Origin of the sequence: Sphingobacterium nematocida, from assembly GCF_900168125.1 — a bacterium.
Classification (GTDB): domain Bacteria; phylum Bacteroidota; class Bacteroidia; order Sphingobacteriales; family Sphingobacteriaceae; genus Sphingobacterium; species Sphingobacterium nematocida.
This window is the reverse complement of the sequence record NZ_FUZF01000003.1, coordinates 1-20,219: the sequence shown is the minus strand read 5'-3', so window position 1 is coordinate 20,219 and position 20,219 is coordinate 1. Positions and strand designations below refer to the sequence as shown.

The following is a 20,219-nucleotide window of genomic DNA, read 5'->3' as shown; positions in this document are numbered from 1 at the left end:
TCAGCAGACAAGCTACGTATATTTAACAGGATAAATAAAAGCAATATAATAACGTTGTATGTCAAAAAGCAACCCTGTCATTTATTTCGAAATTCCGGTAACTGATTTAGGTCGTGCCGAAGATTTTTATAAACAAGTCCTTGGTTTCGTGTTTGAAAGAGAAGTTATCGATAGTTATGAAATGGCTCTTTTTCCTTTTAAAGATCATAAGGCAGGTATATCCGGTGCGCTTGCCAAAGGGGATGCTTATGTGCCAAGTAAACAGGGCGCCATTCTCTATTTTAAGACGGAAGATATAAATGATACGATTCGGAAAGCAGAAGAGCAGGGTGCAAATGTCCTGTATCCAAAGACAGCCAATGATAAATATGGTTTCTTCGTAGCCGAAATTGAAGACTCCGAAGGAAACAGAATTGCTTTACACCAAGATTTTTAACTTCTTATGGACTTTAAATCTGAAATAAATTCATCGACTACTTTTTCTGGGGTAGCCCAAGAAGTTATTAGACGTACCGCGGAATGTTGATCGTCGACTTTTTTCCATTCAAAAAATAGGTATTTCTTAAGTAGTTCGTCAATAATGTGTCGAGGTAAAATTGGAAAAATCTGATTGGTAGTCGAATGGGTCAAAAAAAAGTACCCCTCTTCTGTAGCGGCTTTTACAATTTTCATCGCCATACTATTGGCATGATCCGCCAATTCAAAGTAAAGCCCCTCACGGAATAATTCTAAGAACTGAATTCCTAATATTCTTCCCTTTGCTAATAAAGCACCTTTCTGTTTTAACGCATAATCAAAATCAGGATATAACGCAAGATCATTGAAAATCACAGCTTCACCCAATAAAGCCCCGTTTTTGGTCGCACCGATATAGAATACATCAGTCAATCGACTGATGTCAACCATTGTTAAATCATTATCAGAAGCCATGAGTGCATTACCTATTCTTGCACCATCTAGGAATAAAAGGAGCCCCTGTTGTCGGCAATAGTTTGACAATGCTTCTAATTCATCTTTATAATATATTGTTCCGATCTCTGTGGAATTGGAAATATAAACTAATCTCGGTTTAACAACATGAGGTCTTAAAGTATGACTTTCGATGATGCCTTTGATATCATCTGGTCTCAGCTTGCCATCCGCTGTTGCTACTGTAATAACCCGGTGCCCAGTTGCTTCGATAGCTCCGGCTTCATGGGCAAAAATATGACCCGAAATTGCACTAATGACTGCTTCATGAGACTTCAATAAACAGGATAAAACCAACAGGTTAGTTTGCGTGCCGCCAGATAAAAAATAGACTTCCGCATGAGGATTATTAATCTCTTTTTTGAGAATTTCTTTAGCCTCTAAACTATATGCATCATCTCCGTAGCCGAGTTGTTGTACAAAGTTGGTCGTGACAAGTTTATTTAAAATATTTGGGTGTGCTCCTTCTGAATAGTCGTTCTTAAAGTTATACATGTTAAAATAGTGCTTTGACCAGGTAATCACAAATATAGAAAGATAGCTTAACAGTCGGCTAGTCCAGAATAAAAATATTAACTACGGTAGAGTTAAGAATCTTTTATAATGATCCCAATACGCTTCTGGGAGGGTCGACGTTGTTTTTAACCAAAATTGCTCTCTGATCTTAGTTTTAGCTTCTTGACCTTCATTTTCGATGTTGCCTTTTAGTAATAAGTATAGTTCAAAAAAAAGTCGTAAAAACTGCTCGTCGGTTTTAGCACATTTCAAGTTGACACAATCGCCGTACACATAATATATAACAACTTCTCCCGAAGGGATGTGGTAGCCCAAGCGGTCACCGATAGCATCCCAACCGAAGAATATATAATCTTCATATACTTCTGGTTCTGGATCAAAGGTGATATCAAAAATGTTTAACTGAGAAACATCAAAGTTGTAAATAAGATTTAATATTTCATTCCCATAATCTTTATAGCTAGAATTTAAGTCTGAAATTTTTGCATCACTTAAGACGCCATATAATGATTCCGTGTCAAATCTATCCTGAAGATTTGAAATTTGAGGTTGGTTTGCTCTGATGTTAAGTACAAATTCTTTTGCAGTCATAGGTGTAAATTTATCGCTGTGTCCGATCTCTTTTATTTTTTAAATTTTCCCCAATACAAAAGTGACTATTATTTTAAGTCTAATTTACGGGAACCCGTATTTTGCTCTTTCGAAATTGAAATATTTTAATTTCATGCAGTCGTCTAAGTTAATTTCAAGAATAATTTGTTTTCTGCCTGATCGTACCATTCAGATCGTAGTAGGCTGAAAACGGCACTGTCTCTCCGGGAGCGATCTGCTTTGTACATATTGCTTCGGAGCACCCCCTCAAAGGTGCAGCCTAGACTCAATATGGCTTGTATACTACGTTTGTTTTCATTGTCAGCTTTAAATTGTACACGTTCCATGTGGAGTGTGTCAAAAGCAAATTTTAACAACAGATATTTAGCATGTTTGTTTAAACCCGTTCCCTGAAATTTCTTCCCATACCATGTATAGCCGATGGAACATACCTTTTGATGCAGATCTATTTCGTACAATCGGGTAGAACCCGCGGTTTCCATTTGTTGTTTGTCAAAAACGACAAAGGCATGTTCTTGTCCCTCTTTCTTCTTACGCAACGTATTGGCGATGTAAGCAGCCATTTTTAGCTTGCTTGTAGGTTGCTCTAATGAAAATTTCCAAATTTCAGGTTCGAGATCAGCAAAATGAGCCAGATCATCGAGGTGAATGTCGGAAAGCGTGTGTAATGCAATTCTTTCATTTTCGAGGATATAGCTTTCTTTTAGCGATGGTTTATTGGACTCCGTTTTCATGTCTGCTGCTGCCGTTATATTAGTCTTTTTTTAAGTCCTTGAGTAGACCTCTGCCAAAATAGAAGATGAGGATAGCTCCAAGTGCTAGACATACAGTTAAAATAATCCGGCCGTAGTTTCCCTTTTCTGTAGGAGTGCTTTTGGAGACCACTTCTACTTTGTCAAGCTTGGCAAGAGGTAGCTCAGGTTGTAGATTGAGCTCGATTTTTGATAAATCGTAGCTCGGTACGGTCCAGTTGCTGTCGGTCATTAAGTTGTATTCCTTTTTGGTGTCCATTTCAGCAACTAGTATTATTGGACTTTGATAAAATAAGATACTATCTATCTGCAGTGGAGGGTTGTCTTCGTTGTCTATCTTGATAGAGAAAGTCTCCGGATAAAGCTGATTGAGTACATACATTCCACCTATGTTGGTCTGAAGTTGAAATTGCTCACTTGAAAATTGATTACTTTTTCTATTCCGCTGAGGTAGAGCGTCATTCTTATGGTCTATTGAGGTGTTGGCGATGCGGTAATATTGTTTTGGCGAACCTACATAGATCTGTAGATAATCTATTGGTGTATTTGATTTTTTAGAAACAGTTATAACCGTTTCCTTTTCCGATCTATTATTAACCAACTGATACGAAATGTCCTTTATTTTTTCTAACTGTTGCTTGTTCTGACTTGTTTTTAGCTCTCCAATTGTTAATATACGAATAGGAGCAGAGGTCTTATTATCCAGTACTATCCGGATGTATCGGTAGTCTACTAATGGAAACTGTATCTGTTTATTAGTGTATGTCTGCTCGCTATTACTTAGTTCAGTAAGTATCGCATTATTAACTATACCAAACCAGTTTTGCATATCTTCACTACCTTCTATACTATATTTTTTCTGTGTCGTGGCATTAGCAATTTGAAGGACATAATTGTTGATTTTTTTCTTAGACTCATTGTTGAGTAGAAAAGTCTCCGTACTATCCCCCGTATTTTTGCTGTGCTTGAATTGCAGGGCTGAAAAAAGCGGAATTGGGTTTTCCTGTGATTTTAAAATAAAAGGTATTTCTGTTCCATCTTTGTCTTTCAAACGGAGCATGCCTGAATTGTTGACCATATGTGCGCGAAACTCTTGAGGCACAGAGATCCTATTATAGCCGTTTTCTTTTGCAGAGACCTTTACTTTTAATTGTTGAGCCCAAGTAGCTTGGGCTATGAAAAAAAGCGAAAAAGCGAAAGAAAATAGAAATTTATAGCTGTTCTTCATGGTTGTCAACGACTAGTTTTTTAATTTTTTGATATACAAAAGAGATAGTAAGAATTAAGGCTCCTAACAGGATGAAAGCTATTATCTTACCCGTTTCAGAGACATCTCTGATGTCATAAATGAATAGCTTAAGAATCGTGATCCCCAGTAAAGTCAAGGCGATAACCCGTGCCGTCTTGAGGTTCTTTTTAATACCGTATATCAGGAATGCAAAAGATAAGAGGCCCCATAGTATTGGAAATATAACTTTAAGGACAAACTCCCTAGTGGTGTAATAGTCATCAAAATTTATCGCTTGAAACAAAAAGATAATATTGACTTCGACACTGCATAGGTATACGATAAAGAATGCGAGGAACCAAGCTGTGTAAGCCTTTCGTTGTTCTGTAGTATCGGTGTGGAGAAAGTGTTTTTTCAGATATAACCACACTTGAATCAATAATGTCGCAATTGAAATATAATGTAGATTAAATGCAAATGGAAAAGCACCGTCATAATAAATAAATGTATTATACTTTTCAATAATTGGAATCTTGTAAGCAACAATAATATAGAAAATAGCATTGCCGACGATCAGCACCTCGGACAGCTTTTCCGTTAGTTTGGTTGTGTTCTTACCATAATATAATAACATTGTGGTGAATATCATGTGATATAGATACAGGAAGAAATAGACGGTACCTGTATTGTCAAAGTAATAACTTGATTGATAGCCTATCTCGATAAGAGGTAGTATATAAGCCAATACAAGCGCTACAGCAAATATTACCTTTCTATAAACGACTTGATTAAATTTAATGTTTAGAATGGAATAGTTATAAGAATAGGTTTTTAGTAGCTTGTAGCTTCCGATAAAAGAAGCAATAAGCATTATTCCTGTTATGAATTCAGTATTTAAGGCTAATCTGTGTGCCACGTCCTCTTCTACATAGGCAATTAAGTCTTGGAGCAAACTCAGTACTGCTAACCACTGTACGATAATGGAACCCAATAAGAAGCCTTTTAATTGAGACTTTTGGGTTAACCATAGTAAAAGCACGGCCTCGCATGCCCAAAATATGGTGACATAGTTCCCTTCAAATTGTACAGGGATAGTAACAGTAGCTAATGTAAGTGCCAGTCCTATCAAGACATAGATTATGTTTTTGTCAAAGCGATATTTTTTGAAGATGACGAAAGCAAAAGTCATATTGAATGCTGCCAGTGAAAGTGTGAAAAGCCCCATGTAGTTAGGTGCATACTCCTGCATAATATGATAACCAATAGCATAAAATGCCGTCGTATTCGATATTACAGCGGCGACTTCATAATTAACAAATCTGTTTTTATAAACGATGTTGTTGATCACAAAGGCAAGCGTGAAAATCAAATAAAGGGTAATACAGTAAAGCAATCCGTGCAATAGGACGGTGTCCGATGGGCTAGCTAAGGTCATGTACCAACTTGCCACAATAATAAGAGTCAATAGGAAAGCCGTAAAATTAACAATAAACCATCGCTTGAAATAGGATATTGTCAACATTCCTATGTTTAGCATGACGATATATGTTAGTAGAACATGGTAGTTACCCTGTCCTGTGCTAACCATAAATGGGACGGCAAAACCACCTATTATAGACATGACAGCAAGCTCTTGTCTATCATAAGCAAGCGACACAAAAACACTGAATAGGGTAATGACTATCATAATGATAAATGCCGTCGTTTGACTAAAAAGAGCGTAGTCATGAAAAGCAATACCAATGGTGAAATAAAATACAGCTATGGCTCCTGCTACCAACACAGAACTAAAAGCTTTAAATTTAGCACGTAAGCGATGAGCTACTCCTAAAAGAATTCCTCCGGCCAAGATTCCTATGCCAACACGGGCGGGTTCATTGATCCACTCTTTGTCGATAGCGTACTTGACAAAAAAACTAATCCCCAACACGAGTATGACAATGCCGATTTTATTGATGAGATTTTCACCAATAAACTTTTCAATGTCTGGGTTTTTCTGTTTGAATTGTTCAAACCAAGATAACTTCTCTTCTTTGATTTCAGGTTGAGGAATAAAAGCTTCTTGGAGGGAGGGCTGTTCAAATGTTATGTACTCCGGAATAGGTGGAGGTCCTGATGGTCGTTCTTTGGGGAGATCGATAGGGAGAACCTCTTCTTTTATTACTGGTTTTATTGGCAATGGCTCTATATCGTCTTTTACAATAGAAGTTGTATTGTTTGTGCCCTCTAGATTATTTCTTAAGGCTTTTAGCTGATCAAAGGTATAAGAAAGACCTTCTCTCAAACTTTTGATCTCTTCCTTCTGTTTATTTATTAAATAAGCTAGAACTACAAAACCCAATATAATTAGTAGTATTTCCATAGTTTAAGTTTTCAATTAGATCTTTAATATTAAAACTTAAGACAAGATACAAAAACTTGTGAATGACTGATTGCTTGCCAGAGAATTTTTTCAGAAACCTTTTTTATCGTTTTCGAGACGACAGGATACAAATACTACCATATATTGTTTCAAAAGTACTTTCATCAAGGAAGCTCGATTTGGTATCTTTGCAATCAGAAAATAACAAAAAGATGAAAGCAATACAAGTCGCGATAATTAGTGATATACATGCCAACCTTATTGCTTTAGAGCACGTTCTAACCGATATTCGTCTAAAAGGAATTACACAAGTTTATTGTTTAGGTGATTTAGTAGATTTTGCACCGTGGGGTAATGAAGTTATTTCACTTTTTAAACAAACAGGTATTCCATGTCTATTGGGCAATCACGACGAACGTATTGCTTTCAATTACCCAGTGGTGCCTTTGGTCCATCATGATGCGGTCGAGACAGCAAATCGTGACATTGCTATTGATTTTTCAAGGCGTACGATATCTCCAGAAAATAAGAAGTGGCTTTCAAACCTTCCTTTCGAATTGGTGCTGACTTTTAAAGTTGATGATGTATTCAGGCGAGTTCTGCTTGTCCATGCAACACCTAGCAGTAATGAAGAATATCTATTTGAAGGAGACGATAAACAGCCTATTGTATTAGAGCTAGTAAGGCAAAATATGGATGCGATAGTTATGGGGCATACACATCATTCTTACATACAAACGAAATCAGATATACTTTTTGTCAACTGTGGATCGGTCGGGCGTAGCAAAGAAGCCGATAGAAAAGCGACGTATGCTATTTTGACCATTTCTGCTAATAGTATAAAGTCAGAAGTACATAAAGTAGAATACCCAATAGACACCGTTGCTAAGGCTATTTACGACAGCGAGATCCCTGATTTCTATGCTGATTTTTTATTGAAGTCATGAGTTTTTGTCGCATATCTCTTTTTTTAGCTTCAGATAATTTTCTTTGTTGTCATCTTCACCCAGTAGAAAGCCCCATGGCTTTAATTCAAAGATACGGTCAAAGACCATCTTACAGATTGCAAGGATAGGAATGGCCAAAAACATACCGGAGATTCCCCATAGTAATTCGCCAAAGAAGATAGCCATCATAGCGACCATAGAGTTTACCTGTACCTTAGAGCCAACGATTTTAGGGACAACGAAATTGCTATCTATAAAATGGATCACAACCAACGCTATTAAAACTAAGATAACATGCATGAAGGAAGACGTTGCAAAGGTAATCAAGGCAATAATCAACATCGATAAGAAGATTCCGACGTAGGGGAGGACGTTAAAGAAACCTGTGAATATGGCTAGCATGAGGCTATATTTTACGCCAATCGCTGTAAGCGCGATGAAGGTCATCGTCGCTACGATAATCATTTGCAAAAATAAACCAATGAGATAGCGCTTCACTACGTACTGTACTTGGGAGACGATGTCTAGGACGATGTTGTGATGACTATCGTGATTAAGCAATAGGAGAAAACGTACGATATGCCTACGATATACTAAGATGAAAAAGGTATATAAAAATGTAAATACAAGTAAGATAAATGTAGAGGACATCGACAGAAGTGCTACTCCTAGGATTGCCGTACCCCGACTCACCGATTTTGTCAATGTATCGGAAAGGTATTCCATTTGTTCTGAATAGTTGATGTGTAGATTTTGGGAAATCCAATCTTGAAAAACTTCCATTCCTTGGACTACCTGTCGTTCAAAGGCAGGCCAATCTTCTTTTAAACTGGTCATTTGTGAGCCTAATAGTACAACAACTCCGATGAGTAAAGTGAAGAAAAGTAGCAACGAGACAAGAGAAGCCAGGATTCTTGGTATTCTTAATTTTCTTTCCATCCAAGATCCAAGCGGGGTCAGTAATAGAGCAAAAAGACTTCCTAAAATAAAAGGGACAATGATAGCCTGGCCGACACGTGCTATGTATACGATTGCAATAATACTGATTAATGTACAGGCTAATTTGATGTAAAAAGGAAGAGTTAAGAATTTTGTCATATTTAAAAGTCGCAAAATATTTTTGAATTACAAATCATAAATCAAAGAGCTCATGTATACGTTGAGTATTTAAGAAACATAACTCTCTCTTTAGACAGGCATGTTATGATTTACCGTTTGTGTATCCCTACTAGATTTAGTTAATTTGCATTCTTAAAATTTATATATCTATGAAGCAGTTCCGTTTTATTATTTTTTTATTAGCTAGTTTATTTTTTATTGCTTGTCAATCTGCTAGTCCAGATAAATTTTTTGGACAAGTGGTACTCAACACCAATCTGATTGCCGATTTCGACCCGACGACATTTGGCAAACGTCTTCAACAAGAGACCGTCGAATTTCCAGATATTCCATCCAGTAAGAAGAATGGGGATGAAGCCCAACAAATTGTCGCAATGAAAATAATGTCTGTTGAAAAAGCAATCAAGGATATCAAAGATTTAAATGTATCGGATGAAGATGCGAAAGTCTTACAGCAACAATCAGTCAAATTGTTTGAAACAGTACTCCCGGTTTATAAGAATGAATACACCGCTTATGCAAAGCTATGTGACACAAAAGGTTCTGATCAAGAAAAACAATCATTGCTGCAAAAAGTTGAGAAGGATCATTTAACAGGTGTAGACGAATTGTTTGAGAGCGTATATAGCTTAGGCAAAGCATATGCCGAAAAGCATCAGTTAAACGTTAGCTGGGGCAATTAATATGACACATGAGACCAAGTTATACCGGGACTCAAGAAAGTCCTTAAAGCTTTTGATAACTGCTGCTGGTATTTGTATCCTCCTTATTGGAATATTCCTTCATAGTGTTGGACTGTTTGATGGGCTAATTCGAATAAAATCAGCAGTATTCGCAGGAGCAATTCTATTAATTATGCTATTTTTATTTTTTAAAGCACTAGTGGAATTGAAGGATAAATCGGCACGAATAGTGTTAAATTCGGCGCATTTTGTAGGAAAGACTACGCCTTTATCCCAAAAGTTTGGTATCGGAGATTGGGATGATGTATCAAATATCGGTTTGCATAAGGTTGGGGGAGATACCTTAGTCGTAGTCACGATAAATAACCCATCAAAGTATGCCGATAGGCTTCCTAAGGCTCTTTGGAATATGGCATATAATGAACAGACAAATGAATTGAACGTTATGCATAGCTCTTCCGAGATAGATGTCAATCCCGATGGCCTTTTTGAGTTGTTCACTTCATATTGGCAAAAATCGAAAGTTTAAAAGGATTATTGAAACTTTTACCCCTCATAAAATACAGTTTTTTCTATTCTGTGCCAGTTATGAGGGGTATTCGAGTACTTCTACTAACGAAGAAATTCAGCGTACCAATGTCCAGAAGATTTGATAATACGTTGCTGTGTTTCAAAGTCCACATGTACTAGTCCAAATCGGGGATGATAACCTTCTGCCCATTCAAAGTTATCTAAGAATGTCCATACGAAATAACCCTTCACATTCACTCCCTCGCTTTTAGCTCGAAATACCTGTTCGATGACCCGTTGTATATACTGCGTCCTTTGCGGATCATCGACTTTACCATCCACTACGAGATCTTTAAAAGCCGCCCCACTTTCAGTAATAATAAGTGGAGGTATATTAGAATAGGTGTCGAATTTCTTTAAAATATGATACATAGATTCGGGATAGATTTCCCAATTCATAGTCGTGGTCTCTACTTTACGCTTTTTAGCACTTACAATTTTGGCCCTTAAAAAGGGGACAAATAACGAATGGCGTATAATCTCTCTTGTATAATTTTGTACACCAATAAAATCCATATCAAATTTTAAATTAGCATCATCGTCCTGTTTCATATAACGTTCGATTCGATTTAAAACTTTGATCTCCTGTGTAGGATATCCCATTCCCAATAGCGGCTCAATAAAAAAACGATTAAGTAACACATCGGCTTTTCTTGCAGCAATGATGTCTCTTTCTTTGAGGGAGAATGGCTCCACGTGCGAGCAGGAAAATGTCGTGCCAACATGACTATCACGCTGCAATGATTTAACGACTCTTGCTCCATGTGCCTGAGCTAATGCAGCATGGTGTGCGGCTGCTAGAAAGTTGTCTAAGCCTTTTTTACCCGGAGCATGCACCCCAAAGAAATAACCTGCAGCAGTAAATACGGTAGGTTCATTTAGAATTATCCAATTTTTTACCCGGTCACCAAAATGCTCGATGCAAATGGCAACATACTGACCAAACCAATCTTTTATATCACGGTTTGTCCAACCTCCTTTTTTTTCAAGTGCATCCGGAAGGTCCCAGTGATATAGTGTGATCCATGGAATGATTCCTAGGCTTAGGGAATAGTCGATGAGTCTGTTGTAGAAATCAATGCCAGATTGGTTCACTTTTCCCATCCCGTCAGGTTGTATTCTGCTCCAGGCAATAGAAAATCTATAGTTAGGAATATGCATGCCCTGCATTAATTTTAGGTCATCTTCATATCGGTAGTAGAAATCACAGGCAAAGTTGCCATTTTGGTTGCGTGCAATTTTATTCTTTCTTTGGACAAAGATATCCCAAATAGAAGGACCTTTGTCATCATGATTATGAGCTCCTTCTATCTGATAAGCCGCTGTCGAAACACCCCAAATAAAATTTTTTCCAAAAGAATTTTTAGTCATTAACATCTATTTCGATTTATTCAATTAGCTCTTTTGTGATCTGAGAGGCGAATAAAAAGAGTTGAATCGCGCTAAAAATAGGCGAGAGACGATGTTCTGAAAAAAGTAGATTAGCGTTTTCATGGTCAAGTATGTTAATTGATCCTGTCTCCAGATAATATTTACATAAATCTACTGGTTTTCTGTGAATTATATATTAAGGAAAGGTTAATTTTATACGAGAAAAGAAAAACGGTTATAAGATTTCTATTCCTAGTTTCGCCAAAGCTTTAGTGCTAGGTGTTTCTTTGGAGTTCTCTGTTATTAAGGTATGCATGTCCTCTGTTTGAGCGACGAAGTAGGGAGATTCGCTATTTATTTTATCAGAAGTACATAGCCCCACCGTTTTGACACTGTGTCGCATCATAGCGAGCTTTAGTTCTGCATCATCTAGATCCTTACAGGAAAGATTATTTGGGGCAATACTGCATATACCCAAAAAATAGATATCCACCTTAAATTTAGCAACACCTTGCAACGTCTCATTTCCATAGGTGGCAAAAGAAGTTTTATTAAGCTTTCCTCCTAAAAAAATTAGCTCAGCTGATGGGTGGTCTTCAATAGCGTTGGCTACAGGAAAACTATTTGTAATAATAGTAACTTTTAAGTCAGTCGGTAAAATTTTAGCCAATTCAAGAACAGACGTACCTCCATCAAAAAATAATACCTGTCCACTCTTTATTAAGGAGACTGCCTTTTGGGCTATTATTTTCTTTTGATCAATATCTGTATTCTCTCGATCTCGATAATGATGAGGAATACGGGATACGGATAGCGCGCCCCCACGCACAGCCCGTAATAAGCCTTTGTTGTCAAGCTCTTTGATATCTCGTCTTATTGTATCCTCCGAAACAGCTAGTTTTTTAGATAGCGATTGAAAGGAAGAAGAGCCATTCGTAATGGTTTCTTCTATAATGATACTATGACGATCCTCTTTTAACATACAGCAAACCTACATAAATTCGCCTTTACACGCAATTAATTGCATCATAATGTAAAAGCGAATTTTGTAGCTTTTCTCATCCATTTAGATTCTTTTATAGAGGAAATATAATAAAAAAGCATTAATTCTATATTTTGCTATTGTTTGCAATGTTTTGCTTTTTATTTCTATATTTTGCTATATTTGATTAAAATTAAATGATATGCAGAATAGAAAATCAATTGCGTTAGACATGGATGGGGTTTTAGCCGACAATTTGGTACACTACCTCAATTATTATCATCGGGAGACCGGAGTACAGCTTACCGAAGCAGATGTATTGGGATTACCAGAGGGAGAGTGTGTGCCAGATAAAACAGCAGTGATGCGTTACATAGAATCTGAGGGTTTTTTCAGAACATTGCCTGTATCAAAAGATGCACAGGAGGTCGTAAAAGAACTGCACAGTAGATACGATGTTTTTGTCGTGTCTGCAGCGATGGAATTCCCTTGGAGCTTACGCGAAAAAAGAGACTGGTTGGACGAATATTTTCCATTTATATCGTGGCATAATATTGTCTTTTGCGGGTATAAGCACATTATTAATACCGACTACCTGATTGATGACCACGTTAAGAATTTATTAACTTTTCAAGGCAAAGGGTTAATGTTCAATACATTTCATAATATCAACGAACAGAGGTTCGAACGTGTACAAGACTGGAAGGATGTGTATAGGTACTTTATGGAAAAGTAGAGTGTGTAAGGAAATTCCATGTAGTGAACGGCAAAATTTCCTTTCAGAAAATTTGATGTACGCAAAACTATAGATTAGCTATATTCAGGGATTTTATAGTGATAAATAATAGCGATATTTGAGCATATTCGATTTAAGATGAGGTATTTATTAAGCTTGTTTTTGTTTTTCCAGTTTACACTTGGGTACACACAGCACGAGCAGATTGTTGAATCCATAGATTTAGGGAGCCATCTTTCCCCTTTGGTGAGCATCAAGAAATCTGGTAAGACCTATTATTACCATCCAACGGCTAATCTTTGGATAGATGAAGTCGACGAGCATGCAGCGGATTTGTTTGTCGTAATCAAGGATGGTAAATATGGGTTACTACAGGAAAGTGGTAAGCTTTTGATTCCCATTGAGTACGATACAATAACACTTGAAACCCGTTACGAAGGACAGTGGTATGATGGAATAGATTATGATTATAAATTTGCTGTTCTGAAACGTAACGGTAAGGTTGCAGTAGCAGATGAACACGGAAAGATTATCGTTCCCTTCGATTACGATGACGCCAAAGCAGTAAATAAATCCGTTGTTGCAGTTTCCCGGAATGGCCTTTGGGGATGGGTTTCGGCCACAACAGGAGAATTATTGCAAGAACCAAAATTTGAATACGTAACGAATTTCTACAGTGATGACTTTGTCGAAGTCAGAGATGGGGAAAAGGCCGGATTGGCCCGTTCAGACGGACAACTGATTATCCCTGTCCAGTACGACGAATATATGCGGATTCTATACTATGGAAAAGACGTTCGTTTTGAAGCAAATATTGCCGATAATTCCTATGTTTTTGATACCACTGGAAGCGTCATTATCTCGGGACACGAGCTTTACCAAGCTATTACTGGATCCAATTTTTTGGTTTTTAAAGAGAAGGATCACCTCGGGATTATAGACCCATTGTCCAATAAAGTGATTGTTCAGCCCTCATTGGACTATATTGGCAGTTTCAATCGTGACCTTGCCATCGCTAAAAGAAAAGATAAATATGGTGTAGTAACTATTCACGGAGATATCCTTCTAGATTTTGAATACGATGAAATCAGTTTTTTAACTGCAGCCGGGAGATATGCCAGCGAATTTGTTCCTACTGTGTCTTTGGCCGCTAACGGATTAGGAGGGGAGAGAGACGAAAATATGAAGGCTCGAATGCGGTATGATGCAGAGATGAACGAGAAAGCCTATGTAATAGCAGTAGCAAAAAACGGACTAAAAGGAGTTTTTAGTTGGGAGGGACAACCTATTCTGCCTATAGGAAAATATGATGGTATAGATCGACGCTATTGCAATGGAAAAAGCTTCTATCACGTAGAAAGTAAAGGTAAAATGGGAATCACCGATGACAAAGGAAGAGAAATCTTGCCTGCAATCTATTCTTTGGATGGTTCTTACCAATTTTCTAAAAGAGCAATCGAACATGAATATCCGCTGCTAGATCGCTATATCTCCTTTTCAAATGGAAAGAAGGAGGGTGGTTATCGTGAGGAGATTGGGTTATTTGACTTAAAGCTGGAGAAAATAGTCATTCCAATAGCAGAACAAAATATCGATATAGTCAGCAGCGATCGCATACTGATCCGTAAGAGTCTTGAAAACTATGAATCCGCATTTTATTCTTACGATATAAAGCAAGATAGGATGGATACACTGCCTGATAATATTGAACAGTGCCATCTGTTGTCGGATCGTTTTTGGCTATTAGAGATGAAAAATAAACAGCATAGACTCATAGATTTTGATAACAAACTGATTTATGAAAATCCAGATTGGAATACCAATCCATCTTATTATTTACTTCGGTTTCCCGAGTACGACAAAAAGAACTATGGTGAGTTTTTTTACGGTCTGAAGAAAATATACGGTAAAGAAGGGAATCTGTTTATCAACGATAAAGGAGAAGAAAAGCGCTTTGAAGGAGTAGATCAGGTGGATGCTTTCTACGAAGGAATCGCTTTAGCCGCAAAATTGGGACAAGTGAAGGGAGAAGAAAGAAAAAAACATAAGTATGGAATGATTGATAGGGAAGGACGTGTAGTACTACCATTCGAGTTCGATAATGTGTACGCAGCCAGTTCCGATGGACGTGTTTTACATGTTCAGAAAGGCGAATATCATGGTTTGGTGAGACGGGATGGTACCATACTGCTGGAGCCTGTTTTTGATGATATAAGTTTTAGCTCTAGTTATCCTACGGTCATGATTGTAAAAGACGGAAAATCGGGAATGGCCGATACCAATGGAAAGATAATAATGGCAGCTGATTACGATGTAATCCGAAGAAACTATCAGGCGAAGGACAAAACTTGGCCTGTCATGGTAAAGCAGGGGGGATGGTATTATCTGATAGACGAAAATGGGCATAAAGCCCCGATTAAGGCTAAAGAAAAAGAATAAGCAAAGGCGGCTATTTTAAGGCCGCCTTTGTTTTTAATCCGTTCCTCCTCCTAAGGAACGGTATAAATCGATAATGCTATTTAATTTTTCCTGTTCGAGGTTATTACGCTCCAGATCATTTTGGAGTTTTGCATTCTGCGCGCTGATGACTTCGAGATAGGTCGCCATACCACTTTTGTAAAGTAATAAGGCATCGTTTGTCGCTTTATCCAAGGCAGCACCTCTTTCCAGTGTAAGTGTTAATCGGTCTGAGCTGCCCTTATAGTTTGCTAGACCGTCAGATACTTCTGCTACTGCTAGCAGCGTCGCTTTTTGAAATTGTATAGCTGCCTTTTCTTGTTCTATCACAGCTGTTTCGTAGGCCGTTTTCAATTCCTTTTTCTGGAATAAGGGTTGTGCTAGATTTGCAGCTAGATTTTTTGTAATTGAACCCGGTAAGTCGAACCAGTTTTTAAATAAGAAGGAGTTCAACCCTGCCTGAGCCGAAAGACTTAGCGAAGGATACATTGCTGTTTTTGCAAGTCCCGTCTTCGCGTTGAGTGCAATCACTTCATACTCTGCTGCCTTTAGATCTGGACGTCGACTCAATAAATGTGCAGGTACACCAGTATTGAAAAATACCTGCGGAGTAAGCGCTCCTAATTGCGTCGTACGCTGGACAGGATCCGGGTACATACCACATAGAATCAATAATGCATTTTCTTGAATGCGAATAGACTGTAATGATAAGGGGACGATCAGTTCTGCCGTTTTCTTCTGCGCCTCCGATTGCTCTATAGCGAGCGAGTTGACTTGGCCCGATTGATATTGAAGACGGGTGATACGTAGCATATCCTCGCTCAGTTTTACGTTTTCCTGTGCGATTTTCAACTTTTCGTCCAATGCCACCAAGCGATAATATGCCTGGGCGACCTGAGCGATAATACGGGTCCGTAACGCCGTGTAATTTTCCTTTTGACCGAAGTATGCTGCTCTTGCCTGTTCTTTATACAATTGGGATTTGCCCCAGATATCGGCCTCCCAGGATACGGTTATCCCAGCATTATAGTCATCTATGAATTTACTGCTTGTAAACTGACTACTCATAGCACCATTTAGGCTATTGTTGGAAGGCCATCCTCTACTACCACTGAGATTCAATGCGGCTGTAGGAAGCATCGATAGTTTGGCTTGTTTTAGGAGTAAGTCAAGCTGGTCGATGCTTTTGAGCGCAATTTGCAAATCGTGATTATTGTCGAGAGCCTTATCAATTAATGTGATGAGTAAAGGATCTTGGAAAAATGCTTTCCAGGGCAACTGTATACTATCAGCTGTCAGCGTGAGTTCCGTACGATAGTTGTCCGGCAAATCCAGTTCCGGTCGTTTATATTGCTGAGTCACAGAGCAGGAACTCACAAACATAATGGTTGCGATTGCGCTATATAATATTTTCATTGTGTTCCTTTGTATTATGATTTAATATTTACCTCGTATTGTGTTTTCTTCCCAGATGCCTTTTCCTGTAGATATTGGAATAGGGCATATAGAATAGGTATAATAAAGACCCCTAGTATTACGCCGCTCAGCATTCCTAATGCAGCACTGATACTGATGGAAATATTTCCGGTAGCCATACCTCCAGATGAAGCCATCAATGGGATCATACCTGCTATAAAAGCTAATGAGGTCATGACGATAGGGCGCAAACGCGATTGTGCACCAACGACAGCGGCATCTATGATTGATAACCCTGATTTTCTCCTTTGTACCGCATATTCTACAATCAGGATGGCGTTTTTAGCGAGTAGACCTACAAGCATAATTAGACTCACCTGGACGAAGATATTATTGTCCAAACCTATCGCCCGTATCCCTAAGAATGCACCAATGACACCAGTAGGTATGGATAGAATCACCGCAAGTGGCAATAGGTAACTTTCGTATTGTGCCGAAAGAATCAGGTAAACAAAGAATATACATAAACTGAGTATGATAATAGTTTGATTACCGGCTGACTTCTCTTCTAGACTAAGTCCCGTCCACTCATAACTATAATCCGATGGCAACCTATTGAGGATAGGCTCTATACGGCTCATCAGTTCACCGTTACTAACCCCAGGCTGTGGCGACACATTTATGGTCAAAGCGCTGTATAGGTTGTATCTGTTCACCGCTTCAGGTCCATATACCTTGTTGAGCGTTATTAAGGTGTTGACAGGTACCATCTCGCCTTTAAGGCTTCTGACGAATATGGTATTGAAAGCGTCCTGGTCCATACGAAATACACCATCGGATTTAACACTGACTCTATAAAACTTTCCGAAACGCGTAAAATCTGCGGACTGATCTCCCGAAAAATAAGCCTGTATGGTGTTTAATAAACCTGCAACACTTACATGCATTTGTTTGGCCTTATCTTCATCTATTTCCAACTCGAGTTGGGGATAGTCTGTGCGGAACATCGTATACGCGTAAGCCACACCAGGAGTCGTCATCAACTGACCTATCAGCTCATCTGCTTTGTTTTTTAAAACCTGAGGGTCACGGCCTACACGGTCTTGTAAAGCGATTTCGGCATCGTTTGTGATCCCATAACCTTCTACAGGTGGCATTCTAAAAGTAAGGATGCTGCCTTCCTTTACCTGCATCAATTGTTGCGATATGGATTCCGTGATGACATTAATGTCTTTTACCGCACCACGTTCTTTTTGAGGCTTGAGCTTAATGAACCCCATACCGTATCCCGAGCCTGCACTACCACTCAGTAGGTTGAATCCAGTGATTGATGTGTTCTCCTGTATCGCCTCATTGCCTTTCAGCATGTCGTTGATTTGCTCGGCTACTTCGGTTGTTTTAGTTAAGCCCGTACCTGGAGGCATGGTCAGGGAGTACATCAATAGACCGTCGTCTTCCATTGGTACAAAACTCTTTGGAGTACTCATCAAAAGGTACCCTGCTAGTCCAATAGTGCCTAGGATTATCCCGGTAGCCAGCGCTTTTTTACGGAATAAGAGTTTTATTCCTGAGACATACTTTCCGGTCAGGTTTTCAAAACCAGCATTAAAAGCCGTCGTAAAGCGTTTGACAAAACCCTTTTTTTCATGACCATGATCCTCGCCGTGAGTGTTCTTTAGAAACAAGGCACACAGGGCAGGAGTAAGGGTCAGTGCATTGACCGCCGATATAATAATCGCGATTGCCAACGTATACGCAAATTGCTTATAGAATAACCCTGCGGATCCGGACATAAAGCCGATTGGGACGAATACGGCAGACATGACCAAAGTGATGGAAATAACGGCTCCGGTAATTTCACCCATAGCTCCATAAGTCGCATCTCTTGGACTAAGGTTGGTACCTTCCATCTTACCATGCACGGCCTCTACGACCACAATAGCGTCATCGACCACGATTCCGATGGCCAGCACCAGCGCGAATAGCGTCAATACGTTGATGGTAAAACCAAAAACTAAAAGGAAGAAGAAGGTACCTATGATCGCGACAGGAACTGCAATAGCCGGAATGATGGTCGAACGTAAATCCTGTAAGAATAGGAACACAATGATAAATACCAATATAAAGGCTTCAATCAGTGTTGCTTTTACCTGTCCTGTGGCCTCATCGAGCCGTTCTTTTGAACTGATTACCTTAGAGTACTTGACTCCCGGAGGAAATGATTTAGACAGCTTTTCTACTTCTTTATTGATGCCGATTTCAATCTCATTGGCATTAGAGCCTGTGGCCTGCATAATAGCGACAGATACCGCGTTTTTTCCATTGGTAGTGTTGTCTCCACTATAGGATATGGAACCGAATTCAACCCGGGCCACGTCGCTAAGGCGTACCAGGTTTGATTCTTCATTTTTGACAATAATGTCTTCGTATTGCTCTGGTAGGTTTTTCTTGCCTTTATAGCGGATTACATATTCCAATGCAGCATCCGATTCTACCCCGATTTTACCTGGAGCAGCTTCCAGACTCTGATCCGCAATAGCGGCAGAGATGTCTGCTGGTTCAAGGGCATGTGCGGCCATCTTCTGTGGATCTAGCCAGATACGCATAGAATAATCTTTCATACCATACACTTCTGCCTTTCCCACACCTTTTACCCGCTTTATCTGGGGCAGAAGGTTGATGTTAGCATAGTTTTGTAAGAAGGTCTCATCATAGCGTGAATTGTCTTCCGTGTACAGATTAAATAACAATACCATACTGTTTTGTTGCTTCGATGTAGTGAGCCCCATGCGGACTACCTCCTGAGGTAGGATAGGTGTCGCCTGTTGTACACGGTTCTGCACGTTGACTGCTGCCTGATCCGGATTTACCCCTTGTTTAAATACGATAGTGATAGAGAATGAACCATCATTACTAGCGGTAGACCGCATGTATTCCATATCCTCCACACCATTTATCTGTTCTTCTAGGGGGGTGACTACAGAACGGATTACCGTCTCACTGTTACCTCCAGGGAATGAACCCCACACAGATACTGTCGGCGGAGCGATATCCGGAAATCGGGTGATAGCCAATCGGCTAAGACCTAGGATTCCTAAAATCACAATGATTACAGAGATTACCGTCGCGAGTACCGGACGGTCTATAAATTTCTTTAGCATGATATACTTGTATTAGCTTGTGCTTATTGCATTGGAACTGCAACTAAAAATGAGAGACTTTTTTTATGCTGCTAATCTTTCTTTACCCAACAGCATTTCTTCCATTTGCCTAGGTGTTTTGTAACCTAAAGCCGAATGTGTTCTTTTAGTGTTATAAAAACCTTCTATATATCCGAACACCTCTAATTTAGCCGAGTGCTGATCCATAAACCTTCTATGGTAGACCATCTCTGCCTTTAAAGATTTGAAGAAACTCTCCGCTACGGCATTATCCCAACAGTTCGCTTTCCTACTCATACTCTGGATTATGTTATTATCGCTGAGTATCGATTTAAATT

17 protein-coding genes are annotated in these 20,219 nt (G+C 38.9%); 6 read left to right on the top strand and 11 right to left on the bottom strand.

The window, feature by feature from the left end; all coding sequences use genetic code 11:
• The first annotated feature begins 58 nt into the window (after positions 1-58).
• Positions 59-436: a VOC family protein gene (locus B5X76_RS04510; protein WP_079641654.1), complete on the top strand. Its 378-nt coding sequence runs from the start codon at positions 59-61 to the stop codon at positions 434-436.
• On the opposite strand, the gene B5X76_RS04505 is transcribed toward B5X76_RS04510, so the two are convergent.
• The 5 genes from B5X76_RS04505 to B5X76_RS04485 all read right to left on the bottom strand — a co-directional run bounded on the left by B5X76_RS04505 (position 433) and on the right by B5X76_RS04485 (position 6,439).
• Positions 433-1,464, bottom strand: coding sequence for a threonine aldolase family protein (locus B5X76_RS04505; protein WP_079641652.1), 1,032 nt, complete (start codon positions 1,462-1,464; stop codon positions 433-435). The two genes, B5X76_RS04510 and B5X76_RS04505, sit on opposite strands and share 4 nt — an antisense overlap.
• Before the next feature lie 81 nt (positions 1,465-1,545).
• On the bottom strand, positions 1,546-2,076 hold the full coding sequence (locus B5X76_RS04500) for a hypothetical protein (RefSeq protein WP_079641650.1): 531 nt from the start codon (positions 2,074-2,076) through the stop codon (positions 1,546-1,548).
• Positions 2,077-2,219: 143 nt separating this feature from the next.
• Positions 2,220-2,831, bottom strand: coding sequence for a GNAT family N-acetyltransferase (locus tag B5X76_RS04495; RefSeq protein ID WP_079641648.1), 612 nt, complete (start codon positions 2,829-2,831; stop codon positions 2,220-2,222).
• Positions 2,832-2,850: 19 nt separating this feature from the next.
• The gene (locus B5X76_RS04490) at positions 2,851-4,077 is read right to left on the bottom strand and encodes a DUF3999 family protein (protein ID WP_079641646.1); all 1,227 of its coding nucleotides are present in this window, start codon (positions 4,075-4,077) and stop codon (positions 2,851-2,853) included.
• Positions 4,061-6,439 carry a DUF2339 domain-containing protein gene (locus B5X76_RS04485; RefSeq protein WP_079641644.1) on the bottom strand — a complete coding sequence of 793 codons (2,379 nt, stop codon included), beginning with the start codon at positions 6,437-6,439 and terminating at the stop codon, positions 4,061-4,063. The genes B5X76_RS04490 and B5X76_RS04485 overlap by 17 nt, the downstream gene beginning before the upstream one ends.
• Before the next feature lie 212 nt (positions 6,440-6,651).
• Here B5X76_RS04485 and B5X76_RS04480 point away from each other — a divergent pair, with 212 nt between their 5' ends.
• Positions 6,652-7,386, top strand: a complete 735-nt coding sequence (locus B5X76_RS04480; RefSeq protein ID WP_079641642.1) for a metallophosphoesterase family protein — start codon at positions 6,652-6,654, stop codon at positions 7,384-7,386.
• Here B5X76_RS04480 and B5X76_RS04475 read toward each other — a convergent pair.
• Positions 7,381-8,484: an AI-2E family transporter gene (locus tag B5X76_RS04475; RefSeq protein WP_079641640.1), complete on the bottom strand. Its 1,104-nt coding sequence runs from the start codon at positions 8,482-8,484 to the stop codon at positions 7,381-7,383. The genes B5X76_RS04480 and B5X76_RS04475 overlap by 6 nt on opposite strands.
• 170 nt (positions 8,485-8,654) lie before the next feature.
• Here B5X76_RS04475 and B5X76_RS04470 point away from each other — a divergent pair, with 170 nt between their 5' ends.
• Positions 8,655-9,188: a hypothetical protein gene (locus B5X76_RS04470; protein WP_079641638.1), complete on the top strand. Its 534-nt coding sequence runs from the start codon at positions 8,655-8,657 to the stop codon at positions 9,186-9,188.
• Position 9,189: 1 nt separating this feature from the next.
• The gene (locus B5X76_RS04465) at positions 9,190-9,717 is read left to right on the top strand and encodes an STM3941 family protein (RefSeq protein WP_079641636.1); all 528 of its coding nucleotides are present in this window, start codon (positions 9,190-9,192) and stop codon (positions 9,715-9,717) included.
• An 83-nt stretch (positions 9,718-9,800) separates the two neighbouring features.
• Here B5X76_RS04465 and B5X76_RS04460 read toward each other — a convergent pair whose 3' ends face one another.
• Both B5X76_RS04460 and B5X76_RS04455 read right to left on the bottom strand, forming a co-directional pair.
• The gene (locus B5X76_RS04460) at positions 9,801-11,135 is read right to left on the bottom strand and encodes a GH1 family beta-glucosidase (RefSeq protein WP_079641634.1); all 1,335 of its coding nucleotides are present in this window, start codon (positions 11,133-11,135) and stop codon (positions 9,801-9,803) included.
• A gap of 229 nt (positions 11,136-11,364) precedes the next feature.
• Positions 11,365-12,111: a DeoR/GlpR family DNA-binding transcription regulator gene (locus B5X76_RS04455; protein ID WP_079641632.1), complete on the bottom strand. Its 747-nt coding sequence runs from the start codon at positions 12,109-12,111 to the stop codon at positions 11,365-11,367.
• A gap of 202 nt (positions 12,112-12,313) precedes the next feature.
• Here B5X76_RS04455 and B5X76_RS04450 point away from each other — a divergent pair, with 202 nt between their 5' ends.
• Together B5X76_RS04450 and B5X76_RS04445 are read left to right on the top strand one after the other, a co-directional pair.
• Positions 12,314-12,847 carry a 5' nucleotidase, NT5C type gene (locus B5X76_RS04450; protein ID WP_079641630.1) on the top strand — a complete coding sequence of 178 codons (534 nt, stop codon included), beginning with the start codon at positions 12,314-12,316 and terminating at the stop codon, positions 12,845-12,847.
• Between the two features lie 138 nt (positions 12,848-12,985).
• Positions 12,986-15,286: a WG repeat-containing protein gene (locus B5X76_RS04445; RefSeq protein WP_079641628.1), complete on the top strand. Its 2,301-nt coding sequence runs from the start codon at positions 12,986-12,988 to the stop codon at positions 15,284-15,286.
• Positions 15,287-15,319: 33 nt separating this feature from the next.
• Here the strand turns inward: B5X76_RS04445 and B5X76_RS04440 are convergent, their stop codons facing one another.
• The 3 genes from B5X76_RS04440 to B5X76_RS04430 form a co-directional block, all read right to left on the bottom strand.
• Positions 15,320-16,720 (bottom strand): efflux transporter outer membrane subunit, encoded by a 1,401-nt coding sequence (locus tag B5X76_RS04440; RefSeq protein WP_176140991.1) that lies wholly within the window; start codon positions 16,718-16,720, stop codon positions 15,320-15,322.
• Between the two features lie 14 nt (positions 16,721-16,734).
• Complete coding sequence (locus B5X76_RS04435) at positions 16,735-19,881, bottom strand: efflux RND transporter permease subunit (RefSeq protein WP_079641624.1); 3,147 nt, start codon at positions 19,879-19,881, stop codon at positions 16,735-16,737.
• A gap of 63 nt (positions 19,882-19,944) precedes the next feature.
• The coding region (locus B5X76_RS04430; RefSeq protein WP_139375209.1) for an IS3 family transposase at positions 19,945-20,219 on the bottom strand (275 nt) is incomplete at its 5' end.